Genomic DNA, 17,628 nt, shown 5'->3' with positions numbered 1-17,628 from the left:
GTGGCTTGCGCCGGGTTGAAATCGTTTAGGCGGTTGCTCGCTGTGCTGCGGCCGCTGCGTGAAGGAGCTGAAATGCCTCATCCAGCTTCTGGATGGCGCGGCTCAGTTGTGCTGCTTCGTGCTTTGCGTCGTGCAGCGCGTGGTGCTTGATGCCCTCAAAGGGCAGCATCTTGAGGACTGGCATCAGGCCGGTGACTGTGCGCATATCGCGGTCGTTCCAGAAGCTCCAGGGCCGCTCGCGGTGCCAGTCGTCATACAGGCTTGCCAAGATCACGTTGTCAAAGCTGCAGCCATTGCCCCAGACCAGCACCTGCTTGGGGTCGGTGATGGATTCAACCCAGTCGCTGAACCCATCTAAGGCGTCTTCGACAAAGGATGTGCACACCGTGGGCTTGTATGCAGCCTGCTGTGCTTCAGTTGACTGCTGCTCCCACCAGGCCACGGTGCTCTGAGAAATGTGGCGCACAGCGCCTTGCTCATCCTGCTTGAGCACCACGTAGAAATTGCCACCCTCGACCGGCGTGCCAGAGCTCGTCAGCGCCACAGCGCCAATGCTCAGCACCAGGGCGTTGGGTTGAGTGCTTAGAGTTTCGAGGTCAACCACGATGTGCGCGGCTTGCTCAGTAGGCAGATTAGGAAAATGTTGGGGCAGCATTTGCTCTCCTGTTGATGGCGCGCACCGCACGCTGTTTCTCGGTTTGAAAGTAGTTCTCTATGGAAAGCATCGATTCGCTTGCGCTAGATGCTTTGCTTTCCATAGCGCGCAGCAACTGGCTGCGCTGGCGGTCGTGGCGCTGCAGCTGATGCAGCACGGTGTCTATCGAATGCATCGGCAGCTGATCCCATGACCAAGGTGGCCCAGCTCGTTGATGCCGTGGTCGATTGCTTCAGCGGCTGTTTCTGCGCGGTGCTCGATGGAGAGGGGGCCGCAGGTCAGGATGAAGGTGCGCATGGCGATGCTCCTAAAACAGTGGCAGGGTCAGGTGGTTGGTCGTGCCGGCGCGCACGCGGCGAATCTGCATCAGGGCCGGGCGCTTGCGCTGGGGCTTGGGTGTGGCGGCTTCCTGTGCGGCCTGCGCTGCGATGCGCTCACGGGCTTTGGCAAAGGTGTCTGCCAGATTGGTGCTGTATGAGGCGCGGTACTCAAAGGCCGGGCTGGTGCACGGCACGCTGGGCAGGGTGATACGGGCTGCTTGCATGGTGTTCTCCGGTAGTGATCCATGAAAAAGCCCGCACTGCGCATTTGCAGGGCGGGCTTAATGCCTTGTCACAATTGCTACCGCAGCTATTGGCTGCAGACATACAACTCAATAAGGGAAGCAAATGCTTGACGTAACGATGGTGAACGGTAAAGCCGGTGATCAGGCTGCCGACTGGATGCTGGCGGCGGTGCGTGAATTGGATGAGCGTTTTCGTGAAGGCTATGCGGAGCGCAACCCCTCACTGGTAGCTGCCATGGTGCAGGCTGCATCAGCGGATCAGCACTTCCAAGGGATCAATGTCCTTGCCTTGGCAGTTCAGGACTTGGCCGAGGCGATGCGCTCGACAAAGTGAATGCCGGACGGCCCGCAGTTATTGCCGTGGTTAGCAAAGCGCTCGTTCTTGCACGATGTACCGATGATCTGTCCGTTAATGGGATTGATGGGGTTTTCAGGGCGATAGCAGCGGTCTGCAAATCTGTTGGTGCCGTCATCTTGATGGTTCTGGCAATTGATGCAGAGATTGGTTGTTGCAGCTTTGGGATGCATTAGGTTCATGGACGTCTCCGGAGATGCCAAGAAAAAGCCCACGCAGCTGTCACTGGGTGGGCTTTAGGGAAGGTAGATGGCACAGCTTTTTTGCCTGATGAGGGTCAAGCAAAAAATGCGCACTTGGGTTAATAAAAGGTGCTGCGCCATCTGGTGTGACCACTTTCGCCAACGACGCGGAGGCCGCGCCGAAGACCATGAATCGCCGCTTGCTCTGGCTAATTCCAAAGATCAAACGACCTCGCTAGAGTGGTCACACCGGATGGCCCCGCTAAAGCCCTGCGGGGGTAGGCTCAAGATCAAGGCTCCTGTCGGCCGTTCATCGCATTTCAAAGCTCCCGAAGGTCTGCTATTCAGAGAGGCTCACTCAGCGATAGCTGCGTGAGCTTGGGGGTGTTGAATTACGCGGCTACGAGTTCCAGTTGGTCTTCGCACCACCACTGCTCGGTTGCCTCGCCTTGGGCCGTTTTGTAATGCACCAGATATTGATTCGCGCGCTCAACGCCATCGCCTCGGGCGCGCACCTGGCCTTGTTCTCCGCTGATGCTGATCTGAACCAGTTGACCGAGATTGAACTTGAAAGTGGGTTGCTTGATGGGCACTGCTAACTCCTTTTTTTCTAGAGAGACGGCGCTCCAGATTCGCCATGAAAAAAGCCCACTCAGCGCTTGCTGATGGGCTTGGGGTGAAAAGTGCCGATGCCTTGCGGCGTGCCGGGGGAAGTTAATAGAAGGAGGGCGGAGACGCTCCCCGGCGCGGCGGAAACGAAAAAGCCCGCGAGACGCTGTCTGGCGGGCTGTGGTGGATTAGTTTTTAAAGCTCTTTGGGAGCTTTTATTCGTTCACCATCTTCAAAAATTACTTCAGATGGAGTGAATGAGGTTTTGTATTTTCCCTCTTCTGCTTCCCAGAGCATGCGATGTTCTCGCATGAATTGGTTGTAGTCGCGTACTCCAGTCCATGTGTAAGTCTGGCCGGGCATGATTTTTTCAGCGACAGAAAAACTCACATCACCAATCTGCTTATCGAAGATATCGGTGAAAACTACGCGGCCTGATATGCCCGCCATGTTTTTCTGTGAGTTGTTTTGGATGGCGACAATGAAGACCTGCTGATCGCTGTATCGACGTGCGTTGTAGTCTTTTGGTCGTTGATCCAGCTTCACAAGTGCAACAGTAGCTGCAGATGCGATCTTCTTGTGCGCTTCTAAAGCTTCCTTGTGAATCTTTTCCTTCAAGGCAAGCTCTTCAGCAGCTTTGATTTTTTGCTCTTCTTCCCATTTCTTTTGACTGGTAATTGCATCACCGATGGTCATACCTAGCGGGATGGCGTTGCCTTTGCTGAAAATTTCAGACATTTTGGCGCGCATTACAAAAGAGGTAAAAGCTTGGCGATCTTCCTCAGAGAGTTTTTTGACAGAAGGGGCCAGCTCTTTATCCCATTGACTCATGTCAGTAGGAATGATGGTTTCTTGAGGCTTTGAACAGCCAGAAAGTGCGACGACGACAGCTAATGCAATAAATGTGGTTTTAAACATGCTTTCTCCTCCAATGGATAAGCATAACCAACTATTAGCTTGGGCAATTTGGTAATTTCTTGATCGTATTTCTCTGAATAGTTGCACAAGGTGCTATCAGCCCGATAGCACCTTGCACTCCAACCGTTACCGCGCCACGGTTGGTGATAGGCGCTGCACCGAAGTGCAGACCACCGCTGTGAGCCTCAGCACACGCCGTTCAGGGCATGCCCAGCGTGCTCAGCTCAGGGAGCAGTGATTTACCCGTCTTTGCGCAAGCGCCTGCAGCGGGTGGGAGCAGATTTCCGATGGCATCGCGGCGCTTCTCAGCGGGGCGAGCTGGACACATTTATCCGGCAGGGCGAGAGTGGTGATTGCTGAAGGCTGATCAGATGGGGCATTCAGCGATGACAGCCCCGGTGGGTGAGTATTTGATGCGCATGATCCAGCCGCTTCCCAGTCTGTTTTCCAGTAGCTGTTTTCTGATCTGGCTGGCTTGTGCTTGGCAGATTGCATCAATGTTCGTGGGCAGCAGGTGCGTCGAAACACTGACGCTGTTGCCCTTGAATAATGAAACATCAATCTTGCAGCGGTGGTCTGGTAGCTTCAAGACATTGCAAGCCTCGTAGATGACGCGCTCGCTGCGTTTCTGTTTAGCGGCCTCGTGCTGCGCTTTGAGTTGCTTGTTTTGCTCGTCCCACTGCTTCAGGCGCGCTGAGATTTCGGCATCTTCCTTGGCGTTTCGCTGGAGGGCTGCTTCTTCCTTAGAGGCCTGTATCTGCGCAGTTGCAGCCTGGCCTTCCTTGGTGTCCTTGGGATTGCCAAGTGGTTTGCCATCCAGCGTGTATGCCGCCTTTGCGTCATGCGGGCAGTTACCAAGCTGTTTGATGATGCTCACGCCATTCGGCATGACGCACTTGACTTGAGCTTGCGCGCCAATGGGTATGGCCGCTGCGGCGGCTGCTAGTAGGTATCTCCTCATCCTGCTGATCTTAGCGGACAAGGAGATTTGAGTTGCGGCTTGGGTAGCCTGCAGTAATCACCACTCTCTTTTTAAAGACCGGGCTGGTTCCCGGTCTATACCGTGCGGCCCATTGCAATTCGTTTGCAATGGATGCATTACACCAATTAGTGTATTCAATGTCAACACCGTTTGGTGTATTTTTAAAAATCTTCGCCTTTCCACACTTTGACCACTCGCGCAAAAACTTCTAGGTCCATGCCCTCAACGATGTCGAAGGGGTCGTAAAGAGGGTTGTAGCTTTTGGCTCGAATGATGAGTCCATGCACGCTAGGTATGCGTTGCAGCTGCTTGACAAAGCCTTCATCCCCAACGCGAAAGAAGTAAATCCCGTCTTGATCAATTGTGTTAATTCCTCTGTCGACAAGAAGTGGGTCGCCCGGGTTGAAAAGTGGCTGCATGGATGGGCCAAAACCAGTGACTATTGCTAGGTTGGATGGGCTGGTGATCCGATGAACGTTCAAATGCAGCCAGCGCTCCGATACGCGCCATTCCTTGATGACGCCCGGTTGGTCTGCCAGAAAGATGCCTTTGCCCATGCTTCCGCCAGTTTCGTACTGAGGAATGGTGAAGTCTGACATTGAGTACATGGCGCGAGGTTCCGCAGCAATTGGGCTGGTGACAGTCTCTGACGTTCCGTCTAGTGGATGATCAAGCCACCCGGCAGTGCGGTACGGGTCGAACGCCTGTTCCATGCGGCGAGCAACCTTCTCCCCAAAGGACTTCCGCCCAGCAAGCATGTCAAGCAGCTGTCGTGGGGGCATGCTGAATCGATTGGCAGCAACTGTAAGGGTCAACTCGTCAACGATACGTTGGGCAACAAGGCGGCGAATGTCTGCAATTTCCATATTTTGATTTGACCAGCTTGTAACCGTTTGGTGAATTCCCCGAATGGTGATTGAGTGAATACACTGTCTGGTGTATATTTCTCGACCATGAGGACCCTTAAGGAATACCTGTCTGGCTTAAATGTTTCGGAGCGAGAAGCTTTTGCTGTCCGCTGCGGTACCACTTATGGCCATCTGCGCAACGTCACCTATGGGCAAAAGCCCGCAGGCGAGAAGCTGTGCATCCTGATCGAACGCGAAAGTGGCGGTGAAGTCCGCTGCGAATCGTTGCGCAGTGACGTCCCTTGGGATGTTCTGCGTCAGTCACATGCAGTGGCTGTGCAAGTAGGTTTGTCTGGTGAGGCGTCATGAGAGCAAGTGTCTCTGTATCCCTCCAAGAAAAACACGGCGAATTCGAAGCCGACGGCAACACCCCCTCTGAAACAGACGTCATCGACGCAGCCTTCCTGATCGCGAATCACCACAAGGGTGGCGTGCGCGACTTGGCTGCTCGCATGGGGGTGAGCGCCAATGTTCTGCAGCACAAGCTCAACCCCAACAACACCACCCATCACCTGACCCTGCGCGAGTCCATCGCGCTGCAGGTGATGGCGAACAACCCCGCCATCCTGCACGCCATGGCTGCCCAGCTGGGCTACACCTGCACGCCTGCTATTCCCGATCAGTCCGGTGGTGACCCGGTGGAGGCTTTCATGGCCATGCAGCGTGAGCAAGGCGAATTCACCGCTGCTGCAGCCGATGCACTGCATGGCGCAGCCCAGCCCAACCGCAATGAGCTGAGGCGCGTCAAGCACCAGGCCAATGAGCTGATGGCTGCCGTTGGTCATCTGGTCGCCACGGTCGCGGCCCGCACACCCAAGGGCTGAGTTTGTTTTCAACGCACACCACCTATCAACACCAGCGTTGCCGGGCACTGTCAGCCCGCGTGGCCTGTGGGGTTGACTCCTCACTGTTTCGCTCTGGTGGTGGTGTGCGTTCTTTCCTTGCCACGGCATTGACAGTCAGCACATCCGGGGGTGACAGCCTGGGTGCAAGCACTACAAAAGGCATAGCAATGATTCACCATACAACGGGCCGCGTCGCGTCGCGCCGTGCCTCCCCGTTCCCCGCCCCCCTTCACGGCAAAAAAGGGAAACACAAGCGGTCAGTTAGCGAGCGCTCCTCTCAAAGTGAAAATGTAGGACAAGTCCTACAGCCAGACAGCGGGTCCTCCCCCTGTTCCCTCAAAGCGGGTAATTCGCACCTCGTCAAGTGTGTAGTCAGTGAGGCTGGGAGTTACTGACATGGCCTCGAACTATGACGACGTTCTGGGGCAACTGCAGGTCTTCGGCCTGGATGTTGACTCTCTGGAGATTGGCCGGTTGCGTCGCTGCCGCACCGAAGAGGGCGGGCGGGAGAAGCGCGGCTGGTATCTGCTGCATGAAATCCGCCTGGATAACGGCAACGACCTGATCGTGGGCAGCTTCGGCATCTGGCGCGGTGCTGAGAACAATGCCCAGAAGGTAGAGATTCGCAAGAGCGATGTCAGCCGCGAGCAGATTGAGGCTTTGCGCAAGCGTCTGGCTGATGACAAGCGCCGTGCTGAAGCCGAGCGCAAGGCCGAGGCCGAGCGAGCAGCTGCAAAAGCGAGTGCCACATGGAAAAAGTGCAAGCCCACGGGCGATAGCGAATACCTGCAGCGCAAAGGCGTTGCGGGCTACGGCGTGCGCTACTCGCCCAGCGGTGCCATGGTCATTCCGCTGCTGGACACCTCGGGCAACATCCACGGTCTGCAGATCATTCGTGGCAAGAACCGCAAGCCCGGCACGCAGGAAAAGGAATACTGGCCTGTTGGCTTGATCAAGAAGGGCCGCTTTCATCTGATCGGCATGCCCCAGGCGGGCGGCGTGCTGCTGGTGGCCGAGGGCTATGCCACTGCGGCCAGCATTCACGCAGCAACCGGCCTGCCGGTGGCCGTGGCTTTTGATGCCAACAATCTGGTGCCGGTGGCCGAAGCCCTGCGTGCTCGCTACAAAGGCGTGCGCATTTTGGCCTGCGCCGATGACGACAATACGCAGAAGTGCCATGCCGAAAACAAGGCAGAGACAGAGCGCACCGGTAAGCGCGTGGAGTGCAAGAGCCGCGTCTGGGTGGCTGATGGCCCCAAGTGCCCCGCCTGTGGCGAAGACCACAAGGCAGGTAACGCCGGCATCAGCATGGCCAGCACTTGCGCGATGCAGGTGGGCGGCTCATGGCTGGCGCCAGCCTTTGCTGATCCTGCGGCCGTGCGCAATGCATGGCTGACCAAGGGCGAGAAGGCCAACGACTTCAACGACCTGCACCTGGCCGAAGGCCTGCATGTGGTGCGCTCTCAGATCGAGACCCGCCTGCTGGAATTGAACTGGCGCTCGCGCAGCGCGGCCAAGGCCTTGCCCAGCACACAGGGGGGCGGGGTGGCCGGCACGCTGGCACCTCTCAGGCCGATTGATAGCCTGGATGAGCTGCTCGAGCGTTACGCGCTGGTGTACGGCCAGGGTGGCGCGGTGTTTGACCACGATGAGCACCGCCTGATCACGCTGACTGATATGGGTCATATCTGCCTGAGTCGTGACTTGTTCCGCACCTGGGGCGAGCACCCAGAGCGCCAGATCGTACGCCCTGAGCAGGTGGGCTTTGATCCTGCTGAAACCGACAAGAGCATCACCTGCAATCTGTGGGATGGCTGGCCCACCAAGCCCAAAGCAGGCAGCTGCGAAAAGCTAATGGACCTGCTGTGGCACATGTGCTCTGCTGAGTCCGAGAAAGATGACCTGTTCATGTGGGTGCTCAGATGGCTTGCCTACCCGCTGCAGCATCCCGGCGCCAAGATGAAATCGACCATCGTCATGCACGGCCCACAGGGCACGGGCAAGAACATGTTCTTCGAGGCGTACATGGACATCTTCGGCAAATACGGCTGGACGATCGACCAAAGCGCTATCGAGGACAAGTTCAACGACTGGGCCAGCCGCAAGCTGTTCCTGATTGCCGACGAAGTGGTGGCGCGCTCTGACCTGTATCACGTCAAGAACAAGCTCAAGGCCTTCATCACCGGGGACAAGATTCGCATCAATCCCAAGAACATGGCGGCCTACTACGAGGCCAACCACGTGAACATGGTCTTCCTCTCAAACGAGGCCCTGCCCGTGGTGCTGGAAGAGGATGACCGTCGCCATGCCGTGATCTGGACACCCGAGAAGCTCACGCCAGAGTTTTACAAAGCGGTCAAGGCTGAGATTGACGCCGGTGGCGCTGCAGCGCTGTATGACTTCCTGCTGCAGCTGGATCTTGGCGACTTCAGCAACGCCACGAATCCGCCCATGACTGATGCCAAGCGCGAGCTGATTGACCTCAGCCTCGACAGCCCCAGCAAGTTTGCGAAAGCGTTTGAGAGTGGTGATCTGCCGGGCTTCCCTGCCAAGGCTGCACCAGCCTTGCTGACGCCATGCCTGATGTCGGACATGTACGAGCTCTACAAGTGCTGGTGCGCCAGCACGAACGAGCGAGCTCTGACCTTGCCACGCTTTTCCAACGCCATGACGCGCAAGCACAAGGGCGAGGTGCTGCGCAAGCGCTACCGCCTGGACGTTCACCAGGTCAGGGGGCCTGTCAGCGTTTGCTATCTGCCCGGTGGTCATGAGTTGCCAGCTGGTCAAGCCGAGGTGGATTGGTTGGGCGACCGCATCGACATCTTCAAGCGCGCGCTGCGAGACCTGAAGGGCGGTGTTGCATGAGCGCCGTGACCATTCGCCCCGATCTGTGCGCTATGTGCGGCAACGTGTGCGGCATGGTGTGCGCTATTAAGTCATTGATTTTAAAGGGTTGTGTGCTATGTGTGCCATCCACCTATACGGGGGTGCAGGCGGGCGCATGCACACACATGCATGCAGGCGTGTGCATGTGTGTGCGTTTGCATGGCGCACATAGCGCACATGGCGCACACCTCATACACATCAAGCACTTACGTGAATGTCACGGCGCACACATTGCCGCACACCATGGCGCACACCACTCCACCACCCCATTTTTGAAAGAAGAAGAGATGGATGAAGAAAAGAAGAGGGTGATTGGCTGCACGCCTGAGAACGCTGCGCAGATTAAGCGCGTAGTGCAAGGCTGGCCCCAGCTGCATGGCCTGGTGAAGCAGCTGCAGGCTGCTGAGTTGTTCCCTGGCATGCGCGCCCTGCAAATCACGCTCACAGGCAGCGCAGAGTTTGTGGGGCAGGGGTTGGATGCACTGGACCCTGAAAAGCGCGCTCAGGCCGTTTTGGCAAATCAGCAGGAGGTGGGTAATGGAAATTAAGCTCAGTGCGCAGGTGATTGGTCAGGCTGAATTGCTGGCCCAGTTGCATGGACTCACCGGTGCGAAGGCGGCGGCGTCCTATGCGAAAGCACTCAATGACACGGCATTTGAGGTGCGCCGCGCCATGCAGGATGAAATGCGGGCAGTCTTTGATCGTCCTACGGACTACATCCTGCGCAGCCCCAAGTTTGTACAAGCCACGCCTAGCAATCTGTCGATCTACATTGCACCAACCAATGGCCGTGCGGATCGCTTGTCGTCGACCGGTGGCAAGTCAGGGATTGATCCACAAAGAATTCTGGATGCGCAGGCTTGGGGTGGGCGCCGCGCTGACAAGCGTATTGAGTCAGCGCTGCGTCGGGCAGGCATTCTGCCGAATGGATACCAGACCGCGATCCCGGCCCAGCCCTTCCCTGGTTCGGATGATGGCAAGGGCAACCTCAAGGGCAGCTTTGTGGGGCAGCTGGTGAGCTACCTGCAGGCGTCTTCCGAGCAGGGTTACCGGGCCAATATGACGGACAAGCGCAAGGCTGCAGTGCAAAAAGGCAGCAAGCGTGCGGCCGGTCGCCGCTACTTTGTCGCCTACGGCAAGCTGCGTAGCGGGGCGCGCACTACCGTAAAGGGTGACTTTGATGGGCGCACTTCGCACCTGGCCCCGGGCATCTGGGCGGCCAGCGGTACCGGAGGCGTTGATGTCCGTCCGGTGGTGATGTTTGTGAAGGCTGGCCGATACCAGCCGCGCTTTGATATGGATAAGGTGGCCAAGCGAGCAGATGTCGAGAACTACCTGGCTCGGCGCATTCGCTATCGCATTCGGGAGGCCGCAGGCGTATGAGCGAAAAAACCATTCCAGAGATCATGTCCCTGAGTCAGTTCAACAAGCACATGGGTTTCAAGGGGCGCTACGTGTACCAGTTGCGCGATGAGGGACGGCTGGTGCTGGCCACTGATGGTAAGTCGGTGCTGGTGGCCGAGTCACTTGCCCGCATTCAGGAAACCAAGGACCCCAGCCGTGCGGCGGTTGCTGATCGCCATGCGAAGGCTCGCGGCTATGAAATTGGGGCTTCTGAAGAAGCAGAAAAAATTGACTCTAGCGCTGATGAGACAAGCGCTTCTAGCTATGATTTTCAAGGCGGAAAAGCCAAGAAAGAGCACTATGCTGCCCTGCGTGAAGAGGCTGCATATCACAAGGAAATTGGCAACCTGATGGATGCTGACGAGGCCATGGGCGCATTTGCTGATGCAGGTGCCAAGGTGGCTGCGGTGCTGGATGCGGTGCCTGCCACGGTGGGCCCGATGCTGGCCGGGCTAGATCAGGAAAAGGTCATTCTTGCGCTGACAGAGCAAATGGACATTGCCCGCTCAGAGTTGTCGGGCGCCATGAACAAGCTGGCAGAAGAAATTGCCAAGCGCCGGGTGGGAGGCGCTGAGCAATGAGAGCCATCAGCAACAAGCTGGCCAAGCCGGAGAGGGCGCTGCACGCCATGGCCCGTGCACTGGCACCGCGCAAGCGCCGCACAGTTAGCCATTGGGCTGACAACAATCGTGACTTGTCCACCAAGGGAAGCAGCATCACCGGGCGCTGGCGCACCAGTCGTAACCCGCCGCTGCAGGAACCTATGGACGTTTGCAGTGCAAAGACTGGCGTGCGTGAAGTGACGCTGATGTTCCCCATCCAATTCGGCAAGACCGAAGTGGAGGTGAATGTCCTTGGCTATGTGATGACTGAGAACCCGGGCCCAGTGATGGTCTGCTTGCCGGGTGAGGTCAGCATGGACAAGTGGGTCAACCAGAAGCTCAACCCTCTGATTGAAGAGACGGAGTCTGTGCGCAAGGCTCTGCGTAGTGTCAGCAGCCGAGATGCCAGCAACACCAAGACTTTCAAGGATTTTGTGGGCGGCCAGCTCTATATCGAGCATGCGGGCAGCCCGTCGCGCCTGAAGTCCACCACCGTGCGCTTTCTGCTGGTGGACGAGCTGGATGAGTTCGCTGGCAACCTCAAGGGTGGCGATGACCCGTTGGCCATGCTGGAAGGTCGCACCAGTGCCTTCCCCGCCACCAGCCTGCGCGTTTATATCAGCAGCCCCCAGATTAAAGGGCAAAGCCGTATTGAGGAAAAGTTTCTCGCGGGTGATCAGCGCCGCTTCCATGTCCCTTGCCCGCATTGCGAACACATGCAGCATCTGCAGTGGTCTGGCCTGCAGTGGTCGCCAGACTTAAGCCGGGCCTGGTATGTGTGCCAGGACTGTGGCAGCCACATCGATGAGCACCACAAGACGGCCATGATTACGGCTGGGCGTTGGGTGGCGGGCAATCCCAATGCGCTGCCGGGCCTGCGCAGCTACACCATCAACTGCCTGTATTACCAGTTTGGTCTGGGCCCGACCTGGGCAGAGCTGGCGCGCATGTGGGTTGAGGCGCAGAACGATCCTGCCAAGCTCAAGACGTTCATCAACGATCGCTTGGCCGAGTCATGGGAAGACGCCAGCATGCGCGCTGTGCGGCACAACGCCATTCAGGAAAGATCAGAGCCGTACCTGTTGCGTACTGCGCCACGGGGGGTGCTGTGGGTTACGGCTGGGGTGGATAGTCAGGATGACCGACTTGCTGTGCACCTGACGGGCTGGGGGCGCGGCATGTCTTTCTGGGCGCTGGACTATGTGGAGCTACCAGGGGACCCCGCTGCTGGCGCGGTGTTTGTGGCGCTGTCGGAGTTGCTGAACAAGCCCATCCAGTCAGAGGCGGGCTACAGCCTTTCCATTGAGGCTGCCGCCATTGACATGGGCGGACACCGTGGTGAAGAGGTCAAGCACTGGGTGCGCCAGGCGCTGGTGCGCCGGCCCATGGTTATTCAGGGTGCGATCCCCAACAACGCGCCAGTGCTGGGCAAGCCCCGCCTGCTGGATGTGACTAATGGTGGCCGCACCGACCGTAAGGGGGTACGTGCCTACTACGTTGGCACGGTGGCAGCCAAAAACTGGCTGTTCGGTCGCCTGAGCGTGGATGCGGAGCGCGATTCTGAAGAGCGCCAGACCCACTTCAGCAGCGAGCTTGATGCCTTCTACTTCAAGGGGCTGGTCAGCGAAACCTACAACCCGGCCAAAAACCGCTACGAAAAGCGGCGCGGCACTCGCAATGAGCCGCTTGACACATGGGTCTACAGTTTTGCAGCTGCGCACCACCCCGAGCTGCGACTGCACCGCAAGCGCTCGGTCGACTATGAAATGCGTGAGCAGTACCTGAAATCGCTGATCGGTGAGGTCAGCGTGGCCGATGTAGAGCCCAAGCAGACGGTCATCGTCCCAGTGCGGGCGCGGCCGCAAGTGAATACACCCAACCCTTTTGCCTCTGATGATTGGAGTACCCGCCTATGAATAACAACACGATGACAGCTGGTCAGGCGGAAGATTCTGTGCTGCAGCTGCAGTACGACTTGGTTGAGATTGCCACAGCAGAGCTGGGCATGCATGAGGTTGATGCATCACGGGTGGCTGTGGCTTTGGTGGCCGGCTTGCGCAAGCGATACGGCGGTGAGCGGCTGGGGCGCCGTGGCCTCTACATTCCTGCTCCCAGCAAGCAAGAGCGTAACGAAGCTATTCGACGGGACTTCGACGGCACCAATGCGGAGGCGGTGATGAGGCTCTACGGAATTCGGCGCAGTACGTTCTACAGGGTGATTGGCAAGGCCCGCGGCATTGGCGTCTGTAGCCCGGCAGCCCCGAAATAGTCCCATCTCTTCCCATGACTTGGGACGCGAAGCCCCTTAGCTTCGCTTCATTCTTTGCTGAGGACCCCATGGCTCTGACCCAACAAGACCTTGAAGCGCTGGACGAAACTATCGCCAGTGGCACGCTGACCTGTACCTTCAATGGGCGCATGGTCACCTATCAGACAACTGCTGCGTTACTTCAGGCGCGTGCCCATGTGGCCAGTGTGCTAAAGGCGCAGAAGGGAAGTCGGACACCGACCTTCGGCGGCACTTCTTATGCGCTTGCTGACTTCAGCACGGATTGAGAGGTTGTCATGTTCAATCCCATCGACAGCATTACCGCCTGGATCAACCCCGTTGCGGCAGTGAAGCGTGCGCAGGCTCGCCAGACCTTGGCCCACTATGAGGCTGCCAAACCCGGGCGCTTGCGCAAGGATCGCAACAAGAACCCCGCCCCCAACCAGCTGGTGGAGCGCAGTGCGGTGGCCTTGCGCAACCATGCGCGCTACCTTGAACGAAACCACGACATTACCCGTGGAGTGCTGCGCACTCTGGTCAACAACGTGGTGGGACCAAGTGGCATTGGCATTGAGCCGCAGCCGCGCCGTGCCGATGGAAGCATTCACACCGAATATGCGACTGCTTTGCGCGCCCTGCACCGCAAGTGGTGCCGTCGACCCGAGGTGACCGGCAAGATGCATTGGGCCCAGGCCGAGCGCATGTTGGCTTACACCTGGCTGCGTGACGGCGAAGGTTTTGCGCAGCAGGTGGTGGGGCCGGTGGCAGGGCTGCAGCACGCCACGGCAGTTCCCTTCAGCCTGGAGTTGCTGGAGCCGGATTTCATTCCCATGAATTTTTCCGACCTCAGTCGCAACATTCGCCAAGGCGTGCAGCTCAATGCCTGGGGGCGCGCTACGGCATATCACTGCTTTAAGCGTGACCCGCGCGAGGCCGGTGCTTGGGTTACCCCATCAGACCTCAAGATTGTGCCGGCCGCCAATATGCTGCATGTCTCCACCATGGACCGCTTGCACCAGGTGCGGGGCATCAGTGAATTCGCCAGCGTGCTTACACGCGTCGAGGATCTCAAGGACTACGAAGAAAGCGAGCGCATTGCGGCCAAGGTGGCAGCCAGCATGGGTGCGTACGTCAAGCGAATCCCAGGGCCAGATGGGTATGAGCCGCCTGATGGAAAGGCACAGGAAGAGCGCCATTTGCGCATGCAGCCGGGCATGATCTTTGATGGGCTGAAGGTGGGTGAAGAGATCGGCATGATCGATACCAACCGCCCCAATCCCAATCTGGTGGCATGGCGCAGTGGGCAACTGCGTGCTTACGCGGCGGGTGTGGGTGCAAGTTTCAGCAGCATTAGCCGCGACTACAACGGCACCTACAGCGCCTTGCGGCAGGAGCTCGTGGAGCAGTGGGTGCACTATGCCGTGCTGACCGATGACTTCGCAGGTCAATTCAGCCTGCCGGTCTACGAGACGCTGGTGCGAGTAGCCCATCTGTCTGGTGTGCTGCCCATTCCCAAGGATGTGCAGGCGGGAACCGAGACCGAATGCTTGCTGGTCGGCCAGCAGATGCCCTGGATTGATCCGCTTAAGGAAGCCACTGCATACGAAAAATTGACTCAGTCTGGCTTTACCAGCGAGGTGGAAGTCATTCGTCGCCGTGGTGGCAATCCACGAGAGGTCATGGATCAAATTGCTGAATGGCGCAGGCTGGCAGGTGAGCTGGGGCTTCGATTCACCAGTGATGGTGCCAATGCCAGTGGGGCACCACCGGACCAGATCGATCCTGATGCTGGAGACGATACGCCACCTAAAAAGCCACAGCACTGATCTGAAAATAGTCCCAATCCTTCCCGTGAAATGGGACGGCCAAAACCAGAAACTGCCTGCATTCCGCCAATCCGGCGTCAACGAATGCAGGCAGTTTTTTTATGAGCACATCCCAAAAGTGGTACGCCATCCGTCGCAAGACCGCGCAGGCAGCGGCTGCGGCTGGCGTGGTTTCTGCTGCTGAAATCCTGATCTACGGCGATATCGGTGAATCCTGGTGGGATGAAACCACCAGTGCTCGCGACTTTGTAGCCGAGCTGCAGGGTCTCGATGTACAGGCCATCACTGTGCGCATCAACAGCCTGGGTGGCAGTGTTCCCGATGGATTGGCGATCTACAACGCCATGAAGCGCCACTCGGCCACTATCACCACCGAGATCGATGGCATGGCCTTCAGCATTGCCAGCCTGATCGCCTTGGGCGGTGACAAGGTCTGCATGGCTGAAAACGCTGTGTTCATGGTGCATGCGCCCTGGACTTATACCGGTGGCAACGCTGCCGAGCTGCGCGCCACGGCGGACCAGCTCGACACCTGGGCCTCTGCCATGACCACCAGCTACGCCCGCAAGACAGGTAAGGCCGAAGAGGTTGCGGCTTTGCTGGCCGATGGCAAAGACCATTTCTACACTGCCGCCGAAGCGCTGGCCATGGGCTTTGTCGACTCCATTACCGATGCGTCGCCTGCGGTTGAGGCCGCCATGCGCGATATGCCTGTTTCCCGTTTCCGCTCTCTGCCTGCAGCTGTGCTGCGCGCGGCGGGCATTCCTGCGGCTTCTGTCGCGCAATCCGCTCCTGAAGAGGACTCTATGAAGAAACCCCGCAATGCACACGCCGTAGTGCAGAACGCCATTGGCGCATCCGGCGCAGCAGACGCAGGTGGCGGAAGCGCCGCCGCTGTACCTTCTGCTGCTGCAGTCTTGGCTGCTGACCAGACTCGCCGTTCTGGCATCCGCGCCGCCTTTACTGCTTTTGCAGATCGTCCGGGCGTGAGCGCTTTGCTGCAGCAGTGCGAAGATGACCACACGGTCACCCCTGACGCTGCTGGCTTCAAGCTGCTGGCCCATCTGGGTTCGCAGGCAACACCGGTTGCGGGTGCCCATGTCTCCACCGTCGAAGACGAAACCGACAAGCGCCGCGATGCAGCTGTCAGCGCGCTGCTGGTGCGCTCGGGCTACGGCAGCAAGGAACAGGTTTCGGCCCAAGGCTCCAATCCCTATCGCGGCATGAGCCTCGTGGAAATGGCCCGTGCATCGCTGGAGTCTGCGGGCGTCAGCGCCAAGGGTAAGGATAAGCGCGAGCTGGTAGCTGCTGCTTTCACGCAGTCCACCAGCGACTTTCCCATTCTGCTCACCGATGCCATCCATCGCGTGCTGCTCAGCGCCTACTCGGTGCAGGCGCTGACCTGGCAGCGCTTTTGCAAGCGAGGCGAGGTGACCGACTTCCGCGCACACCATCGCTTCCGCGTTGGTTCGCTGGGCAACCTTCAGCCCAAGAATGAGCTGGGCGAATACAAGACCGTGGCCATTCCCGACGGTGAAAAGTCTTCCATCTCTGCTGGCACCAAGGGCTACATCATCAATCTCTCCCGCGAGATGGTGATCAATGATGACCTGGGTGCATTCACCGACCAGGCTGCAGCCATGGGCCGCAGCGCTGCCCGTACGGTGGAGGCTGATGTTTACAAGCTGCTGGCTGAAAACAATGGTCTGGGCCCGGTCATGGAAGACGGCTTGACCCTGCTGCACGCCGATCACAAAAACATTGCTGCGACGCCAGCGGCTCCATCGTCCGAAGCTTTCGAAGCGCTGCGAGTTCTGATGGCCAAGCACAAAGACGTTTCTGGCAATGACTTCCTGGACTTGCTGCCTGCGATCTGGCTTGGCCCCATCGGCCTGGACGGCGTGGCAAAGATTGTCAATCAGGCTCAGTACGAAACCAGCACGGGTAAGAACCCACTCACGCCCAACATCAGCTTGGGTACGTTCCGCGACATCGTGGGATCGCCCCGTCTGGACGGAACGCGCTATTACGCGCTGACCGACCCCAATGAATGCGCAGCAGTGGAAGTGGCTTTTCTCGATGGTGTGGACACGCCTTACATCGAGCAGGAAGACGCTTTCGATTCCGATGGTGTCCGTTACAAGGTCCGCCTGGACTACGGCGTGGGCGCACACGACCCTCGCGGCATTGCTACCAACGCTGGCAAGTGATTGCTGGGCATCGCATCAACGCTATCTAAGGAGTAGCAAAAAATGGCAAAAAACCATGTGCAGCCTGGCAAGGTGCTGGACTATGTAAATGACACCGGGGCAGACATTGCCTCGGGTGATGTGGTCAAGGCGGGTGCCCTGCTGGGCGTTGCGCTCAAGGACATCCCTGATGGTGAGACCGGCTCTGTGGCCGTGGATGGCGTTTTCGCCGTTCCCAAGGTTGCAGGCACTGCCATTGCGCAGGGCGCGGCCGTGGTGTTCAAGGCAGCCACCAAGGCTTTCACTGTTGGGGCGACTGCCGCAGGTGATGTGTCTGGTGCTGCCGCTGTGGCTTTCAACGCGGCTGCAGCGGGTGACACCGTGGTGAATATCAAGTTCACCGGCTGCCCTGGCACGGTTGCTGCCTGACGCC

Annotated in this window: 22 protein-coding genes; 13 read left to right on the top strand and 9 right to left on the bottom strand. The window is 58.3% G+C overall.

Annotated elements, in window-relative coordinates; translation table 11 throughout:
- Nucleotides 1-25: 25 nt before the first annotated feature.
- Genes RSF91_RS07870 through RSF91_RS07855 form a run of 4 tightly spaced genes read right to left on the bottom strand, consistent with a single transcriptional unit; the run spans nucleotide 26 to nucleotide 1,199 of the window.
- Nucleotides 26-655 (bottom strand): 3'-5' exonuclease, encoded by a 630-nt coding sequence (locus tag RSF91_RS07870; protein ID WP_332567899.1) that lies wholly within the window; start codon nucleotides 653-655, stop codon nucleotides 26-28.
- On the bottom strand, nucleotides 633-812 hold the full coding sequence (locus tag RSF91_RS07865; protein ID WP_332567898.1) for a hypothetical protein: 180 nt from the start codon (nucleotides 810-812) through the stop codon (nucleotides 633-635). Before RSF91_RS07865 ends, RSF91_RS07870 begins: the two co-directional genes overlap by 23 nt.
- A gap of 5 nt (nucleotides 813-817) precedes the next feature.
- On the bottom strand, nucleotides 818-952 hold the full coding sequence (locus RSF91_RS07860; protein ID WP_332567897.1) for a hypothetical protein: 135 nt from the start codon (nucleotides 950-952) through the stop codon (nucleotides 818-820).
- 10 nt (nucleotides 953-962) lie between these two features.
- Nucleotides 963-1,199 carry a hypothetical protein gene (locus tag RSF91_RS07855; protein ID WP_332567896.1) on the bottom strand — a complete coding sequence of 79 codons (237 nt, stop codon included), beginning with the start codon at nucleotides 1,197-1,199 and terminating at the stop codon, nucleotides 963-965.
- 124 nt (nucleotides 1,200-1,323) lie between these two features.
- Between RSF91_RS07855 and RSF91_RS07850 the strand changes: the two genes are divergently transcribed.
- Nucleotides 1,324-1,554: a hypothetical protein gene (locus RSF91_RS07850; RefSeq protein WP_332567895.1), complete on the top strand. Its 231-nt coding sequence runs from the start codon at nucleotides 1,324-1,326 to the stop codon at nucleotides 1,552-1,554.
- On the opposite strand, the gene RSF91_RS07845 is transcribed toward RSF91_RS07850, so the two are convergent.
- From RSF91_RS07845 to RSF91_RS07825, 5 genes are all read right to left on the bottom strand, one after another.
- Complete coding sequence (locus RSF91_RS07845; RefSeq protein WP_332567894.1) at nucleotides 1,518-1,757, bottom strand: hypothetical protein; 240 nt, start codon at nucleotides 1,755-1,757, stop codon at nucleotides 1,518-1,520. The genes RSF91_RS07850 and RSF91_RS07845 overlap by 37 nt on opposite strands.
- Before the next feature lie 392 nt (nucleotides 1,758-2,149).
- On the bottom strand, nucleotides 2,150-2,350 hold the full coding sequence (locus RSF91_RS07840) for a hypothetical protein (RefSeq protein WP_332567893.1): 201 nt from the start codon (nucleotides 2,348-2,350) through the stop codon (nucleotides 2,150-2,152).
- A gap of 211 nt (nucleotides 2,351-2,561) precedes the next feature.
- Nucleotides 2,562-3,284: a hypothetical protein gene (locus tag RSF91_RS07835; protein WP_332567892.1), complete on the bottom strand. Its 723-nt coding sequence runs from the start codon at nucleotides 3,282-3,284 to the stop codon at nucleotides 2,562-2,564.
- Nucleotides 3,285-3,651: 367 nt separating this feature from the next.
- Nucleotides 3,652-4,266 (bottom strand): hypothetical protein, encoded by a 615-nt coding sequence (locus RSF91_RS07830; protein WP_332567891.1) that lies wholly within the window; start codon nucleotides 4,264-4,266, stop codon nucleotides 3,652-3,654.
- Nucleotides 4,267-4,427: 161 nt separating this feature from the next.
- Complete coding sequence (locus RSF91_RS07825) at nucleotides 4,428-5,132, bottom strand: S24 family peptidase (RefSeq protein WP_332567890.1); 705 nt, start codon at nucleotides 5,130-5,132, stop codon at nucleotides 4,428-4,430.
- A 54-nt stretch (nucleotides 5,133-5,186) separates the two neighbouring features.
- On the opposite strand from RSF91_RS07825, the gene RSF91_RS07820 reads away from it, so the two are divergent.
- From RSF91_RS07820 to RSF91_RS07765, 12 genes are all read left to right on the top strand, one after another.
- On the top strand, nucleotides 5,187-5,483 hold the full coding sequence (locus RSF91_RS07820) for a YdaS family helix-turn-helix protein (protein ID WP_332567889.1): 297 nt from the start codon (nucleotides 5,187-5,189) through the stop codon (nucleotides 5,481-5,483).
- Nucleotides 5,480-5,998: a phage regulatory CII family protein gene (locus RSF91_RS07815; RefSeq protein ID WP_332567888.1), complete on the top strand. Its 519-nt coding sequence runs from the start codon at nucleotides 5,480-5,482 to the stop codon at nucleotides 5,996-5,998. The genes RSF91_RS07820 and RSF91_RS07815 overlap by 4 nt, the downstream gene beginning before the upstream one ends.
- Nucleotides 5,999-6,415: 417 nt before the next feature.
- Entirely contained in the window at nucleotides 6,416-8,884 is a 2,469-nt protein-coding gene (locus RSF91_RS07810) for a DUF5906 domain-containing protein (protein WP_332567887.1), read from the top strand.
- A complete protein-coding gene (locus tag RSF91_RS07805; protein WP_332567886.1) occupies nucleotides 8,881-9,453 on the top strand; it encodes a hypothetical protein in 573 nt (190 codons plus the stop codon). Before RSF91_RS07810 ends, RSF91_RS07805 begins: the two co-directional genes overlap by 4 nt.
- The gene (locus RSF91_RS07800) at nucleotides 9,443-10,288 is read left to right on the top strand and encodes a hypothetical protein (protein ID WP_332567885.1); all 846 of its coding nucleotides are present in this window, start codon (nucleotides 9,443-9,445) and stop codon (nucleotides 10,286-10,288) included. The genes RSF91_RS07805 and RSF91_RS07800 overlap by 11 nt, the downstream gene beginning before the upstream one ends.
- The gene (locus RSF91_RS07795) at nucleotides 10,285-10,890 is read left to right on the top strand and encodes a hypothetical protein (RefSeq protein WP_332567884.1); all 606 of its coding nucleotides are present in this window, start codon (nucleotides 10,285-10,287) and stop codon (nucleotides 10,888-10,890) included. The genes RSF91_RS07800 and RSF91_RS07795 overlap by 4 nt, the downstream gene beginning before the upstream one ends.
- Complete coding sequence (locus RSF91_RS07790; protein WP_332567883.1) at nucleotides 10,887-12,827, top strand: phage terminase large subunit family protein; 1,941 nt, start codon at nucleotides 10,887-10,889, stop codon at nucleotides 12,825-12,827. The genes RSF91_RS07795 and RSF91_RS07790 overlap by 4 nt, the downstream gene beginning before the upstream one ends.
- A complete protein-coding gene (locus RSF91_RS07785) occupies nucleotides 12,824-13,180 on the top strand; it encodes a Mor transcription activator family protein (protein ID WP_332567882.1) in 357 nt (118 codons plus the stop codon). The genes RSF91_RS07790 and RSF91_RS07785 overlap by 4 nt, the downstream gene beginning before the upstream one ends.
- 68 nt (nucleotides 13,181-13,248) lie before the next feature.
- Entirely contained in the window at nucleotides 13,249-13,467 is a 219-nt protein-coding gene (locus RSF91_RS07780) for a phage head-tail joining protein (RefSeq protein WP_332567881.1), read from the top strand.
- A gap of 9 nt (nucleotides 13,468-13,476) precedes the next feature.
- Nucleotides 13,477-15,006 carry a phage portal protein gene (locus RSF91_RS07775; RefSeq protein WP_332567880.1) on the top strand — a complete coding sequence of 510 codons (1,530 nt, stop codon included), beginning with the start codon at nucleotides 13,477-13,479 and terminating at the stop codon, nucleotides 15,004-15,006.
- Between the two features lie 101 nt (nucleotides 15,007-15,107).
- Nucleotides 15,108-17,216 carry a ClpP-like prohead protease/major capsid protein fusion protein gene (locus RSF91_RS07770; protein WP_332567879.1) on the top strand — a complete coding sequence of 703 codons (2,109 nt, stop codon included), beginning with the start codon at nucleotides 15,108-15,110 and terminating at the stop codon, nucleotides 17,214-17,216.
- A 42-nt stretch (nucleotides 17,217-17,258) separates the two neighbouring features.
- Nucleotides 17,259-17,624, top strand: a complete 366-nt coding sequence (locus tag RSF91_RS07765; protein ID WP_332567878.1) for a DUF2190 family protein — start codon at nucleotides 17,259-17,261, stop codon at nucleotides 17,622-17,624.
- The last annotated feature ends 4 nt before the right edge of the window (nucleotides 17,625-17,628 follow it).

Origin of the sequence: Comamonas sp., assembly GCF_036643215.1 — a bacterium.
In the GTDB taxonomy this organism is placed as follows: domain Bacteria; phylum Pseudomonadota; class Gammaproteobacteria; order Burkholderiales; family Burkholderiaceae_C; genus Comamonas.
This window is presented reverse-complemented; position numbering and strand designations above follow the sequence as displayed.

Coding starts and splice junctions, on each gene's coding strand:
- RSF91_RS07870 (WP_332567899.1), bottom strand. CDS start 655: ATGCTGCCCCAACATTTTCCTAATCTGCCTACTGAGCAAGCCGCGCAC.
- RSF91_RS07860 (WP_332567897.1), bottom strand. CDS start 952: ATGCGCACCTTCATCCTGACCTGCGGCCCCCTCTCCATCGAGCACCGC.
- RSF91_RS07855 (WP_332567896.1), bottom strand. CDS start 1,199: ATGCAAGCAGCCCGTATCACCCTGCCCAGCGTGCCGTGCACCAGCCCG.
- RSF91_RS07850 (WP_332567895.1), top strand. CDS start 1,324: ATGCTTGACGTAACGATGGTGAACGGTAAAGCCGGTGATCAGGCTGCC.
- RSF91_RS07845 (WP_332567894.1), bottom strand. CDS start 1,757: ATGAACCTAATGCATCCCAAAGCTGCAACAACCAATCTCTGCATCAAT.
- RSF91_RS07835 (WP_332567892.1), bottom strand. CDS start 3,284: ATGTTTAAAACCACATTTATTGCATTAGCTGTCGTCGTCGCACTTTCT.
- RSF91_RS07825 (WP_332567890.1), bottom strand. CDS start 5,132: ATGGAAATTGCAGACATTCGCCGCCTTGTTGCCCAACGTATCGTTGAC.
- RSF91_RS07815 (WP_332567888.1), top strand. CDS start 5,480: ATGAGAGCAAGTGTCTCTGTATCCCTCCAAGAAAAACACGGCGAATTC.
- RSF91_RS07810 (WP_332567887.1), top strand. CDS start 6,416: ATGGCCTCGAACTATGACGACGTTCTGGGGCAACTGCAGGTCTTCGGC.
- RSF91_RS07805 (WP_332567886.1), top strand. CDS start 8,881: ATGAGCGCCGTGACCATTCGCCCCGATCTGTGCGCTATGTGCGGCAAC.
- RSF91_RS07800 (WP_332567885.1), top strand. CDS start 9,443: ATGGAAATTAAGCTCAGTGCGCAGGTGATTGGTCAGGCTGAATTGCTG.
- RSF91_RS07795 (WP_332567884.1), top strand. CDS start 10,285: ATGAGCGAAAAAACCATTCCAGAGATCATGTCCCTGAGTCAGTTCAAC.
- RSF91_RS07790 (WP_332567883.1), top strand. CDS start 10,887: ATGAGAGCCATCAGCAACAAGCTGGCCAAGCCGGAGAGGGCGCTGCAC.
- RSF91_RS07785 (WP_332567882.1), top strand. CDS start 12,824: ATGAATAACAACACGATGACAGCTGGTCAGGCGGAAGATTCTGTGCTG.
- RSF91_RS07780 (WP_332567881.1), top strand. CDS start 13,249: ATGGCTCTGACCCAACAAGACCTTGAAGCGCTGGACGAAACTATCGCC.
- RSF91_RS07775 (WP_332567880.1), top strand. CDS start 13,477: ATGTTCAATCCCATCGACAGCATTACCGCCTGGATCAACCCCGTTGCG.
- RSF91_RS07770 (WP_332567879.1), top strand. CDS start 15,108: ATGAGCACATCCCAAAAGTGGTACGCCATCCGTCGCAAGACCGCGCAG.
- RSF91_RS07765 (WP_332567878.1), top strand. CDS start 17,259: ATGGCAAAAAACCATGTGCAGCCTGGCAAGGTGCTGGACTATGTAAAT.